The sequence below is a fragment of the Streptomyces sp. NPDC086549 genome (assembly GCF_044746205.1).
GTDB lineage: Bacteria > Actinomycetota > Actinomycetes > Streptomycetales > Streptomycetaceae > Streptomyces.
Genome location: NZ_JBIVBS010000024.1, coordinates 18,430 through 33,329 on the forward strand (window position 1 = coordinate 18,430; position 14,900 = coordinate 33,329).

Annotated in this window: 13 protein-coding genes; 5 read left to right on the forward strand and 8 right to left on the reverse strand. The window is 72.2% G+C overall.

The window, feature by feature from the left end; translation table 11 throughout:
* Nucleotide 1: 1 nt before the first annotated feature.
* The 4 genes from ACIPSA_RS44565 to ACIPSA_RS44580 are packed head-to-tail and all read right to left on the reverse strand — an operon-like array spanning nucleotide 2 to nucleotide 4,369.
* Entirely contained in the window at nucleotides 2-1,363 is a 1,362-nt protein-coding gene (locus tag ACIPSA_RS44565; RefSeq protein WP_402646237.1) for an STM4012 family radical SAM protein, read from the reverse strand.
* Nucleotides 1,360-2,178, reverse strand: coding sequence for an STM4013/SEN3800 family hydrolase (locus ACIPSA_RS44570; RefSeq protein ID WP_402646449.1), 819 nt, complete (start codon nucleotides 2,176-2,178; stop codon nucleotides 1,360-1,362). The genes ACIPSA_RS44565 and ACIPSA_RS44570 overlap by 4 nt, the downstream gene beginning before the upstream one ends.
* 7 nt (nucleotides 2,179-2,185) lie before the next feature.
* A complete protein-coding gene (locus tag ACIPSA_RS44575; RefSeq protein WP_402646240.1) occupies nucleotides 2,186-3,367 on the reverse strand; it encodes an STM4014 family protein in 1,182 nt (393 codons plus the stop codon).
* A gap of 42 nt (nucleotides 3,368-3,409) precedes the next feature.
* A complete protein-coding gene (locus ACIPSA_RS44580) occupies nucleotides 3,410-4,369 on the reverse strand; it encodes an STM4015 family protein (RefSeq protein WP_402646243.1) in 960 nt (319 codons plus the stop codon).
* A gap of 171 nt (nucleotides 4,370-4,540) precedes the next feature.
* Here ACIPSA_RS44580 and ACIPSA_RS44585 point away from each other — a divergent pair, with 171 nt between their 5' ends.
* Both ACIPSA_RS44585 and ACIPSA_RS44590 read left to right on the forward strand, forming a co-directional pair.
* Nucleotides 4,541-4,867: a hypothetical protein gene (locus ACIPSA_RS44585; protein ID WP_402646246.1), complete on the forward strand. Its 327-nt coding sequence runs from the start codon at nucleotides 4,541-4,543 to the stop codon at nucleotides 4,865-4,867.
* A 32-nt stretch (nucleotides 4,868-4,899) separates the two neighbouring features.
* The gene (locus ACIPSA_RS44590; RefSeq protein WP_402646249.1) at nucleotides 4,900-6,030 is read left to right on the forward strand and encodes a DUF6745 domain-containing protein; all 1,131 of its coding nucleotides are present in this window, start codon (nucleotides 4,900-4,902) and stop codon (nucleotides 6,028-6,030) included.
* A gap of 68 nt (nucleotides 6,031-6,098) precedes the next feature.
* On the opposite strand, the gene ACIPSA_RS44595 is transcribed toward ACIPSA_RS44590, so the two are convergent.
* The 3 genes from ACIPSA_RS44595 to ACIPSA_RS44605 all read right to left on the reverse strand — a co-directional run bounded on the left by ACIPSA_RS44595 (nucleotide 6,099) and on the right by ACIPSA_RS44605 (nucleotide 8,710).
* Entirely contained in the window at nucleotides 6,099-7,085 is a 987-nt protein-coding gene (locus ACIPSA_RS44595; RefSeq protein WP_402646251.1) for a hypothetical protein, read from the reverse strand.
* A gap of 57 nt (nucleotides 7,086-7,142) precedes the next feature.
* A complete protein-coding gene (locus ACIPSA_RS44600) occupies nucleotides 7,143-7,361 on the reverse strand; it encodes a hypothetical protein (protein ID WP_402646254.1) in 219 nt (72 codons plus the stop codon).
* A 101-nt stretch (nucleotides 7,362-7,462) separates the two neighbouring features.
* Nucleotides 7,463-8,710: an MFS transporter gene (locus ACIPSA_RS44605; protein ID WP_402646259.1), complete on the reverse strand. Its 1,248-nt coding sequence runs from the start codon at nucleotides 8,708-8,710 to the stop codon at nucleotides 7,463-7,465.
* A 104-nt stretch (nucleotides 8,711-8,814) separates the two neighbouring features.
* On the opposite strand from ACIPSA_RS44605, the gene ACIPSA_RS44610 reads away from it, so the two are divergent.
* From ACIPSA_RS44610 to ACIPSA_RS44620, 3 genes are all read left to right on the forward strand, one after another.
* On the forward strand, nucleotides 8,815-9,354 hold the full coding sequence (locus ACIPSA_RS44610; RefSeq protein ID WP_402646451.1) for a CGNR zinc finger domain-containing protein: 540 nt from the start codon (nucleotides 8,815-8,817) through the stop codon (nucleotides 9,352-9,354).
* Between the two features lie 273 nt (nucleotides 9,355-9,627).
* Nucleotides 9,628-11,364, forward strand: a complete 1,737-nt coding sequence (locus ACIPSA_RS44615; protein ID WP_402646454.1) for an RNA ligase family protein — start codon at nucleotides 9,628-9,630, stop codon at nucleotides 11,362-11,364.
* Nucleotides 11,364-14,237 carry a poly(A) polymerase gene (locus tag ACIPSA_RS44620; RefSeq protein ID WP_402646264.1) on the forward strand — a complete coding sequence of 958 codons (2,874 nt, stop codon included), beginning with the start codon at nucleotides 11,364-11,366 and terminating at the stop codon, nucleotides 14,235-14,237. Before ACIPSA_RS44615 ends, ACIPSA_RS44620 begins: the two co-directional genes overlap by 1 nt.
* A gap of 215 nt (nucleotides 14,238-14,452) precedes the next feature.
* On the opposite strand, the gene ACIPSA_RS44625 is transcribed toward ACIPSA_RS44620, so the two are convergent.
* A complete protein-coding gene (locus tag ACIPSA_RS44625) occupies nucleotides 14,453-14,683 on the reverse strand; it encodes a response regulator transcription factor (RefSeq protein WP_402646266.1) in 231 nt (76 codons plus the stop codon).
* Nucleotides 14,684-14,900: the final 217 nt, after the last annotated feature.

The window sequence follows — 14,900 nt, forward strand, 5'->3', positions numbered from 1 at the left end:
GTCACTTCCTCTCGTAGGCGGCCATGGCGGCGCGCACCGTCGGGGAGAACAGTTCGGGGCCGATGGCGTCGGAGTGGGCGAGGCCTTCGGGCGTGAGCCTGAGCGTGGCCGGATCGGTGCCGGTCAGCCAGCCGCGGTGGGCGAAGCGGTCGAGTTCGGGGCCGAAGTCGTCGGCGGGGTGGCTGCCGAAACGGGCCCGGTAGTCGTCGACGGGGAGGCCCTCGGCCTGGAGGAGGGACTGCAGGAGGTGGCGGCGGCGCGCTTCTTGGGGGTCCATGGCGTAGCCGACCTGGGCGTGGGCGAAGTCGGACGCGTCGCCGGCCACATAGTCGTCGATGATGCCGCGGATCTCGTGCATGTCGACGGCGTAGTCGAAGGAGTAGTGCAGGCCGGCCGTGTAGGAGCGGGCGCCGCAGCCGAGGCCGATCATGCCGTCGGTCTGGCAGGCGTAGTCGTCGCCGCCCTGCGGCGGGGCGTCGGTGCGGCGGAACATGCGCATGGACTGCTGGGTGTAGCCGTGCGCCAGGAGGTGGTCGCGCCCTGCGCGGTACAGGCGCAGCCGCTGCTCGTCCCAGGCGGGGTCGGAGCCCGGGTCGGGGCTGCGACGGTCGAGGCCGGTGAGGGGACGGACGTAGAGCGGGTAGAGGTACAGCTCCTCGGGGCGCCAGGACAGGGCCGCGTCCAGGGAGTGCAGCCAGGTCTGTTCGGTCTGACCGTCGATGCCGTAGATGAGGTCGATGTTGAGGACCGGGATGCGGGCGTCGCGGATGCGGCCGAGGGCGGCCTCGACGTCGGCGCGGCGCTGCGGGCGTACGGCGGCGCGGGCCTCGGAGTCGACGAAGCTCTGGATGCCGAGGCTGAGTCGGGTGGCGCCGCGCTCGGCCAGGACGCGGAGCCGGTCGGCGGTGGCGGTGGCGGGTGATGCCTCGACGGACAGCGGGACGGCGCGGAGGTCGGCGCCCATGCGGTGCTCGGCGATGTCGCAGAGACGCTCCAGCTCGGCGGCGGTGAGGAAGGTGGGGGTGCCGCCGCCGAAGGCGGCCGTGGCGAACCGGACCTCGTCCTTGTCCGTGTCCTTGTCCTTGTCCTCCAGGGCTGCGCGTACGGCGGTGGCCTGCCGTTCCAGGGCGTCCAGGTAGGCACCGGTCAGGCCGTCGGGAGCGCCGATGCGGGTGAAGAGGTTGCAGAAGCCGCAGCGGACCTCGCAGAACGGTATGTGCAGGTAGAGGGAGAGGGCGTCCTTGGGTTCCGCCGCCCAGAGGGCTTTCAGGGGTGGCCGCTCGGGGAGGCGGCGGTAGGCGGTCTTGTGGGGGTAGGCGTAGACGTAGTGCTGGTAGGGGCTGGTGAGCTGGGCTGTGGTCATCGGGCGGCCTCGGCGGGGTGGTCCAGGAAGAAGTGGGCGTACGGCACGGTCCACACCGACTCGTGGCCGAGGCGGTGGCCGGTGTAGCCGTCGTCGCCGTAGGCGGTGCCGTGATCGGAGCAGACGACGGCGAAGCAGCGGCGTCTGCTGCTCGCGGCGGCGAAGAGCCGTCCGATGTGCCGGTCCACGTATTCCAGGGCGGCGGCGTGCGTGGCGCGTGTGTCACCGGCCGCGCGCGTCGCGCCGGGCAGGTGGAACCAGTTCGGCTGATGCAGGGCGGACACGTTGACGAAGAGGAACAGCTTCTGTTCCTGGGGAAGTTCGCGTACGACGCGTTCGGCGCAGGCCACCTGGTTCTCGAAGGAGGCGGGTGAGGCGACGCCGAACTCCGGTGCCCAGTGGGACTCGTGGAACAGGCCGGGCAGCACCGAGCCCAGCGGACCCTGCTTGTTGAAGAAGCCCACGCCGCCGACGCACACGGTGTGGTAGCCCACCTCGGCGAGGCCGGAGACGAGGTCCGGGGTGTCGTATACGAAGGTGCCGTCGGCGGTGGTCTCGCTGCCCGCGAAGCTCGCGGCGAACAGGCGCGGATGCGGGCCGGGAGCGGCCGGGGTCGGCAGGAAGCCCGCGAAGATCGCCTGGTGGGAGGCGTAGGTGAAGCTGCCCGGAGCGTGCCGCTTCTGCCAGCGGCTGCCGGGAAGATGGCGGGCCAGGTTCGGTATGCGGCCCGCCGCGGCCAGTTCGGCGGCGACGTCGAAACGGAGGGTGTCCAGGGTGACGAGGAGGAGGTCGTGGCTGCCCACGACCTCGTTCATGTCCGGCTCAGGCATCGGGGCGGACGAGGGCATGCGGATTTCCTTCTGTGTACGGGTGGTGCGCAGGGACGGTCGGCCCGCCCGGAGCGATGCGGCGCAGGGCGACGGCGACCTGGGTGGCGTAGGTGTCGAGCCTCTCGGCGCCGCTGCCGGGCAGGCCGGTGAGACGCGGCAGGAGGTCGCCGAACGCGTTCACCTCACCGACCGCGGCTCGGCGCCAGCCCACGGCGGGCAGCAGATCGACGCCGACGCAGAGGGTGCGCGGGAAGCAGTCCGCGGCCCGCTCGCACACGCCGAGCACGTCGCTCCAGCGGGCGCCCGCCGCCTCGACGGCCTGCCGGACCATGTCGAGATCGCCGCGACGGCCCCCGAGGTGGAGGTTGGTCAGGGGTGAGCGGCTGGTACGGACGACCGCGTGGGTGGCCCGGCCGGCCACGACGACGACCCTCAGGTCCGCGGCGCGCCCGTGCTGTGAGGCTTTCGGCAGCCAGCGCTCCACGTGCAGGCCGTCCGGGGCCAGCGCGTCGACGACGGCCGCGATGTCCGCCTCGCGTTCGTATCGTCGCACCTTGAGCGAGTTGTAGAGGCGGCCGTCCGCGGCGCGTTCCACGGAAGTGGTCGCTCTGATCCGGCCGCCGCCGCCCGACTCCACGGCCAGCACGCCCGAGGCGGACGAGCCGTGCGCGGGTTTGACGAAGAGCCGCGGCATCCGGTGCTCCCGCATCAGCGCCCGTACGTCGTCCCAGCCGCGCACCGGCGCGGCCCCTGGCCCCGAGGTGGGCGAGGCGGGCACCGGCACTCCGGCCGAGTCGAGGACTGCGTGGCATCGGCGCTTGTCGAACAGCACCGCGAGATCGTCCGGGTCGTCGAGCCGGATGCCGCCGCGAAGCCCGCGCAACGCCGCGGTGAACCCTGCGTACCAGCGGGCCGAGCCCTCCACCCGGGTGGGATCATCGGCGCCCCGCAACAGCCGGTCCACCTCCGCGTTCTCACCGGGCGAGTCGATCCGGACGATCTCCTCGGCCCCGAACTCGGCTCCGCCGGCCCGCAGCACGTCCGTCCAGGCGACGACACGCGGGGCGGGGAGCCCGGCCGCGCGCACCGCGTCCCCGAAGAGGGTGACTCGGCGGTTCTCGGGGTTGCCGACGACCGCGAAGCGCGGTCCCGGGTCATGCACCGACGGCGACATGGCGTTGGAGGTGCGAGGGGTAGTGGCTCATGGGACTCGGGCTCACTCGCCCACGGCCACGTACCGCCACACCGTGCCGTCGTCGTACTGGTCCTCGTCCGCGTCGTCGCGGTCGAGGTCCACCTCGACGCCCGCCGGCTCCAGGGTCTGACGTATCCGCTCCAGGAGCGGCTCGCTGAGGTAGTGGTGGTGGAGATCGAGCCGCTTGAGATGCGTGAGCGGCTGACCGGCGAGGAGCGCGGCGCCGCCGTCGTCGGTGAGGACACCCATGGACAGGTCCAGCACCTCCAGCCGGGCGACGACCGCCGAGGCGGCCACCGCCGCGGCGACGGCGTCCTGCATCTCGCTGTTGCGCAGGGCCAGATGGCGCAGGCGTGGCAGTCGGGCGCCCGACAGGATCGGCTCCAGATCGGGGACCTCGCTGTCGCCGCCGTAGTCGGGGGTGCCCAGCCACAGGTCGAGGTGCTCCAGCGCGGGCAGGTCGCTGGCGCCCACACCACGGACCACCTCGGCGGGCAGCCCGCCGGACTCCATGGTGAGGCGGCGCAGCCCGGCATGGGACAGGGCGGGGAAACTCAGGCCGGATCCGCCGCGCACGCCGAACTCCTCCAGGTCGGGGAAGCCCGCGAGGAGGGGGGTGACATCGGTCTGGTTGATCCAGGAGATCTCGCACTCCTCCATGACCATGTCGCCGAGGAACAGCGCCCGCAGGGCGGGGAAGCGGTGCCGCGCGGCCAGCAGCGCCTCGATCACCTCGGACGGATCGGTGTCGTACGCCTCCTGCCAGGCTCCGACCGCCAGGGCCCGCACGCGGGTCGTGTCGACGGCGGCGCAGAAGCGGGCGAAGGCCTCCGTCCAGTCCTCGTCCGCGTCGTACACGTCACTCGTGATCCGCCAGGCCACGGAGTCCGCGTCGGGCAGGTCGTCCGTACGGGCGTCGGGGCCGGGGAAGGTGCGGGCGGGGAGCCGGTACAGCGCGTGAAGGTGGTCACCGATGGTCATGCGGGTGCTCCCGTGGCGAAAGAGGATCCGTTCTGTGATGACCGCAGTTGTACCAAGTGGGACTGACAACGCTGTGCGGTGGGGCCCGGATCCGGTCCGTTGTCAGTGGCGGCTTCTACGGTCTGTGCCATGAGGCCGGTGCGCGGTGCGTCGGCCGGAGGGAGGGATGCCGTGTACCGGCAGGGAGACGTGCTGATCGTGCCCGTGACGGAGGAGGCGGTTCCGTCGCACGTCGCCGCGGCCCCGAGGGAGCCGCGCGACGGGCGGGGCCGGCTCGTGCTGGCGCTGGGCGAGGTCACCGGTCATGCGCACGCGGTCCTCGGGCCGGGCGAACTCGTGCGGGAGCCGGGGCCGTTCGGCCCGCTGCTGCTGCGCCTCCCCCAGGGTGGCCGGGTGGTCCATGAGGAGCACGCGGCGATCGCCCTGCCCAAAGGCTGGTACCGGGTGGTCCGGCAGCGGGAGTACGTGCCGGGGTCCGTGCGGATCGTGGCGGACTGAGCGAGGTGCTGCGGAAGGTGACGGAGGGTTCGATGAGCATCATGGACGCGGTGGCCGGGATCGGCGACCGGGCCGGTATTCCTGAGGAGACCGCCTCGTGGCGCGCGTGCGCCACGGAGACGGCCCCCGCCGACCGGGCGAGCGCCGAGCGAGGCGTCCGTCTGGCTTACCGACGGGCCGGACTCACGGAGCCGGAACGCGTGGTGTGGGCCGGCTCCCCCCGTGAGGCGGTCACCCTGATACGGACCACGCAGGACACCGGGCCCAGCGTCCGGGAGGCGGTGCGCACCGCGCCCTGGGCGGACGAACGCGGCCGATTGCACGCGGAGTTGGGGGCAGAGGGCTGGTCGGCCCACTGGGCGGCCACCGGCGGCAGGCTGTGGGAGACGACGCAGACGCTCGTGGAACGCATCCGCCAGGGCGTTCTGGAGGAGCTCACCGGCGCCGGCTCGGGCCCGCACGGCTCCGGTGGAGCCGAACGGCCCGGCACGTCCGACGGGACCGGCAAGCCGGACCGGGCGGCCCGCGCCCGTGAAGAAGCGGAGATCCGGCTGCTTCTGCTGGACGCCGTACTGGGCCAGCACGACGCGCCCTGGCTCGCCGCCTTCGCCACGGACCGGGCTCCGCTCGACGGGCTGGCCGAGGTGTGCCGCAGCGCCGGCTGGTGGTGGCCGTTCGCCGAGGTGGCTGTCGTGTGCGAACGCCCGGTCGCCCTGCACCGCGACGAGGCCGGCCGCCTCGACCGTGGGGACGGGCCGGCACTCGCCTATCCCGACGGCTTCGCCCTGCATGCCTGGCGCGGCATGCCCGTTCCGGCCTCCTTCCTCGCGGAGCTGCGCACCCTGACGCCGGAGCGGATCCGGGCCGAGGAGAACGCCGAGCTGCGCCGTGTGATGCTGGAGTACTACGGCTACGACCGCTATCTCACGGACTCCGGGGCGCGCCCCGTGCACCGGGACACGACGGGCACGCTCTGGCGCATCGGCCTGGACGGCGACGAGCCGGTCGTGATGGTGGAGGTCCTCAACTCCACCCCGGAGCCGGACGGGACCGTGCGCACCTACTGGCTGCGCGTCCCGCCGACAACCAGGACGGCCCGGGAGGGCGTCGCCTGGACGTTCGGGTTGTCGGCGGACGTGTACGCACCGCTGCGGGAGACATGAGCCGACGCGGGTGAGACAGGCCGGAGGGGCAACGCCCTTACCCGCGAACGCTTACGGCGCCCGGCTCCTCAGTCCAGCAGGGCGACGACCTGAACGAAGTCCTCGTAGGCCTCGCCGTACTGCTGGGCCGCGACGAGATACATGGAACGGTCGGTCAGCGCCCCGGCCAACGCCTCCCGGCCTCGGCCGGGTGCTGCCAGATCAGCCAGACGCCGGGCCAGTGCCACGCCCTCGTCGAAGACGGGGCGGAGCTCTGTCGGAATCCGGTGGCCGCGTTCCGCCCGGCAGCACGCCGAACGGATGGTCAACCTGCGGTGTACGGCGGCCAATTCCGCCAAGTGTCCGTGCGGGTCGGTCCTGGCCGCCGCGGTCAGGGCAGTGGTCTCCTGCTCAAGAGTGGCCAGGCCGTCCAGGTACGCCTCCTTGACGTCGGGCGACCAGTGGTGAAAGGCCGAGCCGAACGACGGTGCCGGCTCGGTCGGAGTTCCCGCGGGCTCCGCCGACCGTCCTGACAGGGCGAACAGAGTGGTCCACCAAGAAAGGGTGTTGCTCCAGGTCTTGCGTTCCCCGGTCTCCCCCAGTTCGGTCAGGAGAACAAGGGCCTCCTTGCGCGCTTCCCTGGCCTCGGCACAGCGTCCGGCCGTGTCCAGCATCCGGGACTGGTGGACCAGACTCCACGTCAGAATGGCCAGGGAAGTAGCGCTCGCGTCGAGTTCGCCGCGGGTGGTGTCCACGAGTTCCGCGAAGACCTCCAGCGCCGCGTCGTGACGTCCGGCCGCATCGAGCTCGGCCGCCCAGGGGACCACGGTCCAAAAGGAGTCACGCCTCGGACCGGCGGACCGCTCGTCCTGGACTTCCCTGCCGCAGATCTCCGCTGCCTCCAGGTGACGTCCGCCCTCGGCCAGTGCGACGGCCAGACGGTGATGTCCCAGTAGTCCCTGTGCGGAACTCGACCGCCGGGCCTCCTCCATCTCCTCGCACATGGCGAGACCTTCCGCCCGCCGCCCGACGGCGAACAACTCGTACTCACAGGCGGCCAGGGCACGAACCAGCAACTCGGTCCTCTTCGGTTCGCCTGCGTCGATGCGCCGGGCAACGTCGACCGCCTCCGCCTACAGAGCCAGCCGTATGTCCGGCCGGTCCCGGAACTCCGGCTCATAGCCGTAGAAGACCAGCGCATCGCACAGCTTCGGCAGGTACGTCAGCGGGCCCACCTTCGCGAGCACCCGGTACGCCTCGATCTGTCGGGCGAGACTCAACCGGCCGGATCCCAGCAGCATCGTCCGCGCTCTCAGCACCGCGTCCTGATCGACCTTCTCGGAGTGATCCATGACGGCGATTGTGAGAGCCGGAGAAGGGCCCGGACAAGGCTGACGAGCTGTGCCATCGGTCCTACGAAAACGGCCGCTGACCTGTCATGATAGTGACGGTTTCACCCCCTCGGCCGGGCAACTGGCCCAGTCGGACGGCGACAGGACGCCGAGTCGGGTCGGGCACCGCCCCGGGGCGTGCCCGACGGGATCACGAAGAAGACCACGGCTGCCAGGACCGCCACGCCTGCCGCCGCAGCCAGAGTGCCGGGAAGGGACCGGGCCGCGCCCTGTCCGCCGATCGCCGCCCCCACCGCGAAGCCCGTGATCTTCAAGCTGGCGCCGGTGGTGAAGATCTGGCCGCGCAGTTGCTCCGGAACCTCTCGGTGCCGCACAGCGAACAGGACGGTGAGCTGCGGCCCTTCACCGATTCCGGCCATGAACATGGCTATGGCGAGCACGACTGGCCGACCCGACGCGGCCAGAGCCAACGCGGCAGCCTGCACGAGGGAACCGGCCCAGATGATCGTGTCGGGAGCAAGGGAACGAGGGAACCGGGCCAGTACGGCGTTGGCCACCAGGGCGGAGACCGCCGCGCAGGAGAGCAGCACCGCGCCGCGGCCGTATCCGCCGAGGACACGCTCGCCCAGGAGCGGAACGCAGGCCGCCAGCATGCCCTGAGCCGCACAGCAGACGACAGAGGTGAAGGTTGCTCGGGCCAGACGGGAGTTCCTGACGATGACCCGCATTCCGGCGGCAAGGTCGGTGATCACGGACGGGGGCGTTTCCCGCACGCCCCGCGTCCGGCCGGGGTGTGCGGGCAGCAACCACGCGGCGGGCATCGCCAAGCCGATGAGCACCGCGGAGACTCCCACGGCCGACGGCGCCCCCAGGGCTTCGGCCACGCCGCCCGCGAGAGCGGGACCGGTCAGGCTCGCCAGGCTGAAGGTCATGGCATCGAGCGCGTTCGCCCGGGGCAGACGTTCCGCCGGCACCACGCGGGGCAGTTGGGCCGTCCAGCCGCCCGACAGCGCCGGCGCCGGCAGTCCCGTGAGCACCGCGATCAGGACAGTGACGGCGAACGGAAGACGGCCGAGCCCCGCGAGAATCACCCCCAGGCCCACGGCATAACCGAGGAGCGCTCCGGCCAGCAGGCGACCCGGTCGTGCTCGCCTGTCGAGGAGCACCCCGAGCAACGGCCCTCCTGCCGCTGAGGAGAACGTGATGCCCGCCAGCAACAACGACGCTTCCGCGGTCGATCCGGAGAGGGCGAATCCCGCCAGCATCAGCGCCGGGCCCGACATTTCGTCACCGGCGCGAGCTGCGACTGCGCCGGTGAGATAGGAGCCGATCGAGTAACGCCTTGTCATCCGCAAGACGTTACGGAGGTAACTCAAACTTCTTCAATATGCGTTACATTCCGCGGGTGTCCACCATCATCGACGACTGGTCCACCCGGCACTCGGTGCTGACCATGGCTCGGCGCACCGCCGCCCTCGTCAACGCTCTGGCCGATGACCACCCCGACCCCGGCCAGGTCGCCGAGGTGCTCCGCGAATACGGCGAGACGGACCCCGTCGACCTCACTGCCCAGGATGTCGCCCTGATGCGGTCAGCCGCCGCCCTGTTGCGGGAGGTTTTCGCCGCCGAGCACACCGACGGTGCCGCAGCCGCCCTCAACCGCCTCCTGCGAGCACACACCGGACCACTCCGCCTGACATCGCACGACGGCACCACTCCCTGGCACCCCCACCTCGACCACGACGACGACGCCCCCTGGGACGAGTGGCTCCTTGCCTCGTCCTGTACGGCCCTGACGGTGCTGCTCTGGGACCGCCAACTCCCACCCGGCAGGATCTGCGCGTCACCCAGGTGCCACAACGTCTTCGTGACCCAGGGCAGCGGCCCCGAACGCCGCTACTGCTCCCGCCGTTGCGCAACCCGCGAACGGGTCGCGGCCCACCGCCGTTCCCGCTCGGCCGAGCAGTCGAACGGCCGGGTCGGACCAGGATGAGCGTCGGCGCGGACCGATCGCCGCCTCGGCTGCGGCCTTGATCCGGGCGCCGAAGTTGTCAGCGTCCTTGCGGGCAGCGCCTGGGATCGCCCCCAATATGAGCAGGCGTTCCGTCAGTGGGCTCGACTACAGTCGGCCCTCTCATCCTCGGTCCCGCAGCCGCAGCCGGGGTCGTCAGGCAGTTTCGCTGGGGGATTCGGCAGGATGCAGTCCGAACGTCTGGGCCTGCCCGGTCACGAGGCCGTCGAAGTCCCCCCGCCCGAGGTCGTGAGCATGCGCGTGCACTATCCCCGTACTCCCCACCTGCCCTGGTCGCCCGGCGCGAGCCCGGACGACGTACGGGTCTTTGACCTGTCGGGGCTTCGAGGTCTGGAGGTCGTGGTCACCGAGAAGCTCGACGGCGAGAACACGACGCTGTACGCCGACGGGCTGCACGCCCGCTCACTGGACTCCGCACACCATCCCTCGCGGGCGTGGGTGAAGGGCTTGCAGGGGCGGATCGGCGCGGCCGTCCCGACGGGGTGGCGGATATGCGGGGAGAACCTGTACGCCCGCCACTCGATCGCGTACGAGGAACTGGAGAGCTGGTTCTACGGGTTCTCGGTCTGGGACGGGGAGCGCTGTCTGGACTGGGACCGCACGGTCCGGTTCCTGGGGCGGCTCGGCGTTCCGGTGCCGCCGGTGCTGTGGCGGGGCACGTTCGACGAACGTGCCGTGCGGGCACTGCGGCTGGACTCCGCGCGGCAGGAGGGCTACGTCGTACGGACCGTCGAGGGTTTCGGGCGCGAGGAGTTCGGGCGGCGGGTGGCCAAGTGGGTGCGGCCGGGGCATGTGCAGACCGACACGCATTGGATGCATGCCGATGTCGTGGAGAACGGTCTGGGCCCGGCCGCCGCCCTGTGGGCCGTGCGTTCGAGCGCGACCCCGGATGTCATGGCGCTCTGTGCCGCGACGGGAACGCAGCCAGAGGATCTGGATCCGTCCTGCGAGTCCGTGGTGGCGGATGTGTCGGCCAGGCTCGACGTGCTGGGGCGGACCGGCGACGCGCGGCTGGCGGGCGTGCTCGCGGCCCTGCTGCACAGGCGGCGCCGGGCCGGGCTGGCTCCCCGGCTGGCGGCGCCGCTCGGCATGCCGCTGGCCCGGCGGGTCGCGGACCTGGTCGGGCTGCATCCCCTGCTGCACCGGCCCTACCCCGACGAGGAACGGCGCACGGGTCTGGGGCACATGGCCGTGGCGGCCGATCTGGGCGTACTGCACGCGGTCGCCGGGGCGGTCGCGGTCGGCCGGGACGCCGAGGCGCGCGAGCAGGTCGACTGGTCCGCGCTGTACGCGGAGGAGGCCGGACTGCTGGCAGAGGCCCCGCTGGAGCCGTTGCGCACGGGACTGCGCGACGCCCTTTCCGGGCTCGGCGACGCCGACGCGGCGGACCGGTGCTGGACGCAGGCACGAGAGGCGTACGCCACGGGGCGCGTCGCCACCGTCGAGGAGGCCGTGGCGGCGACCTGGCGGTGGCGGAGCGGGGAATTTCCCCGGCTGATCCATCTCACCGGCCCTTCGGGCAGCGGGAAGAGCACGTTCGCCGCCGGACTCTCGGGGGTCGACACCTTCGTCTCCCTCGACGACCTGCGGCAGGCCCGCGGCTCGCGCGCCGACCAGCGGGCCAACGCCGAGGTGCTCCGAGAGGGTCTGCAACGGCTCGACGCGGCGCTGGCCGGCGGCGGGACCGTGGTGTGGGATGCCACGTCCTTGGACCGCCGACAGCGGTCACTCGTGCAGGGGGTGGCGCGCCGCCGCGACGCGCTCATCACGCAAGTCGTCGTGCTGGTCGAGGAGGAGGCGCTGACCCGGCGCAACGCCGACCGGGCCCACGCGGTGCCGCCGGAGGTGCTCGCCGGGCAGCTGCGCCGGTTCGATCCGCCGTATCCCGGCCAGGCGCACCGTACTTGGTACATCGGAGCGGGCGGAACCGTCGACGACACCGACGGCGCCTTGGACGGAGGGGAGGTCTGATGCGTACCAGCGACGACATCTACCACCGGGTCCGCTGGGACCCTCGCTTCGACCCCGCCCGGTTCGTCCTCGGGATCAGCCAGCGCGGGGCCGCCCCCAAGCGCGTCCCGCTGCCCGCGTTCGTACCCGGGGGCGACATCCCCTGGCACCGGGTGATCTTCGTCGAGGCGGACGGCGAGGTGGTCTGGGACCGGGCCGGCGGCGTGGACCGCATCGACGTGTCGACGGCCGGCCGGGCACAGGACCCGCGCATCCTGCGAGCGCCGTTCTTCACCGCCGGGACACCCTGCGCATGGGACCCCACGGCAGCCGGATGGCACATCGCCGACGCCACGCACGGGGAAACGGCCGTCCCGGACAGGGCGACGCTGCGCGTACTGACCTGGAACACGCTCTGGGACCGCTACGACAGCGACCGCATCGACACCGCCAGGCGCAGGCCTCTGCTGCTCACGGCGCTGGAGGAAGCCGACGCGGACGTCATCGCGCTGCAGGAGGTCGAGCCGAAGCTGCTCGCCATGCTGCTGGCGGCCCCATGGGTCCGCGCCGGTTACACCGTGGGCACCGACCCCAGGGGCAGACACGTCGACGACACCGGACTCCTGCTGCTCAGCCGACTGCCGGTACGGGAGGCGGGCCGGCACGAACTCGGCCCGCACAAGGCCGTCACCGCCGTCACCGTGGAGACGGCCTCCGGACCACTCGTGATCGCCAACACCCACCTGAGCAGCGACCACTCCGACAACGGCCCCGCGCGTCGCCAGGCCGAACTGGCCCGGCTGGCCAAGGGACTTGCCGGTGTGGACGCCCCGCTGATCCTGCTCGGCGACTTCAACGACGGCGACGACGGCCCGAACGGTCCGGCCGCCGCCCTCGGGCTCCGGGACGCGTGGACGCAGGTGCACGGACCCGCCGACCGGACCCCCACCTTCGACCCCGGCGTCAACCCGCTGGCCGCGGTCTCCTCGCTCTCCGGCCGGGTCTCCCGGCTGGACCGGATCCTGCTGCGCTCCCCCGGGCTCCGCGCGACCGAGGCCGCCCTGCTCGGCGACTCGCCGGCTCCGGACGGGCTGTACATCTCGGACCACTACGGCGTGGCGGCAGACGTCGGCGTCGACGGAGCCGTACCCGACGAGACGGCCCTCGACATACCGCCGACCGCCCGTACGGCCGTGGCGTGGATACCGCCCCAGGAGCTCTGGCCCACGATCCAGGACATCCGCGGCGTACACGATCCACAGCTCCACCGCTGGCCGCCGCATGTCAACCTGCTCTTCGGATTCGTCCCCGAGTCCGCGTTCGACCAGGCCCTCCCGCTGCTGGCCCGAGTGGCGGCCGCCACCCCCGCCTTCACCGCCCGCCTGGAGGGCGTGCACACCTTCGGGCACCGGGACGACGCGACCGTGTGGCTCGACCCGGCCGCGGCCGACCCCACCCCCTGGGCAGAACTGCGTACGGCGCTGGAGCGGCTGTTCCCCCGCTGCCGGGGCCGCGCCGAGGGCTTTACCCCGCACCTCACCCTGGGCCGTACGCCGGACCCGCACCGGGTCGCCGCCGACTGCGCCGCCCGGATCGGCGGAGGCATGTCGGCGCGGGTCGGGGAGCTCGTCGTCCTCTCCCGCCGGGGCGACGAGCCGATGCGGCCCCGGGCGACGATCGCGCTCGGGTCGGGTGAGGTACGGTCCCTGCCACTGCCGCTCCCGGAGCCCGGGTCCGCCGGCACCGCAGTGCGACATGCCCCCGCCGGGCAGACGGCTCGACGTCTCGCGGATGCGCTGGGCAAGGGAACCGTGCACGTCGTCGGCTCACGACACATGGGTGGTGCCCTCGCCGGAGCCGACCTCGACCTGGTCGCGGCCGTGCCGGGCACCGTCGACATCTGCGACGTCCGGGCGCGAGTGACCGCGGCGCTGCCGGACGCCACGCGAGTCCGACGGGTGACCGGGGCGAGGGTGCCGGGCCTGCGGCTGAGCGTCGGCGACCTGGATGTCGACCTGACCGTGGTCGGCACCGGGTCACTCGCCCCCGCGGAGGCGGTGGACCGGCGCGCCGAACTGGGTGAGGCGGCCGCGATCGCGCTGAGCGCGGTCAGCGACGCGCAGGCCGTACGAGCTTCCGTCGACGGCCACCACTCCGCGTACGTCGGGCTGGCCGCCCCGGTCAAGGCGTGGGCGAAGGCACGCGGCCTCGACTCCGCCCCGTTCGGCGGACTGCCGGGTCTGGCCTGGTCCGTCATGGCCGCCCGCACGACCCGCGAGGCCCCCGGCCTGCCCACGGAGGAACTGCTCCGGCACTTCTTCGGCACCTGGGCTGCCTGGGACTGGCGGGACCCGATCACCCTGCCGGCCACCGACGCCGGCTGCGACACCGACGCGGAACCGCAGGCGGCTGTGTCGGTCATGACCCCGACGGACCCGGTCCGCCTGTGCACCGGACAGGTCGGACCCGGCTTCCGCGACCTCCTGACCCACGAGCTCTACCGGGCCTGGGACATCCTGGAAACGGCGGCGGGGACGGGCACCGACCCCATGCCCGAACTGCTCTCTCCCCCACCACTGCACCGTCGGCACGCCGCCTGGCTGGTCCTGACCGTACGGCCGGCGGAAGCCGAGGAGTTCGAGGAGACCCGGGGCCGTGTCCGGGGGCGGCTACGCTCGCTGCTCACGACCCTCGAAGAGGCCGGCACGACGGACGCGCACGGCTGGCCCCGCCCGTTCGCGACCGGCCCGGCGTCGGCGACGTACGCCATCGGCCTCGGCCAGAACCCGCCGGACACCGCCCGGCTCGCCGGGATCACCGAGCGGTGGGGCAGGGGGCTGCCCGGGGTGGTGATCGAGCGGAGGGAATGCGGTGGCGTACCCACTCTGCGCTGACCGCGAAGGGGTGCGGCCCGCCGGGGACGTCGTCAGGCCAGGGGACGGCCACTTCGGGAGGTGACCAGGGAGATCGAGTCGATGAAGTAACCGACGCACGGAGCCAGGGTGTGCGCCGCGTTCGCGCCGATCCGTTCGTCACTTCCCGGTGGACCGGGCCCCGGTGCGGTGTTGCCATGGCCGTGCTTCGTCGCTTCCGTCCGCGGGCGGGGTTGTCACAGTCCCAGGGAGATGGCCAGCCGGGTGAGTTCGGCGGTGCTGTTGATGTTGAGCTTGGCGCGGATGCGGCGAAGGTAGGCGTCGACCGTGTGCTTGGACAGTCCCATGTGGCGAGCCGTTTGCAGATAGGTGTGACCTGCGGCGATGTGCTGCAGAGTCTCTCGCTCGCGCGGGGCCAGCGCAGGCACGGGGGCTTCGACGTGCGGCGTGGTGGTGGTGAGGCTCATGGGGGTTTCCTCTTACAGATCGGCTCGGCCATCGCTGCTCACGTCGACGGAAGCAGGACACATGCCCGAAAACTGCAATTTGTCCGTTTCCAAATACTTTGCTCGCCCGACGTCATCACGCTGTCCGCCGTCTGTCACAGGCGTGTCACAGGGACTCTCCGTCGGGCACGTCGCGACACCGGCGCCCCACAGGAACCGCAAGCCGCCCGGAGCCGCC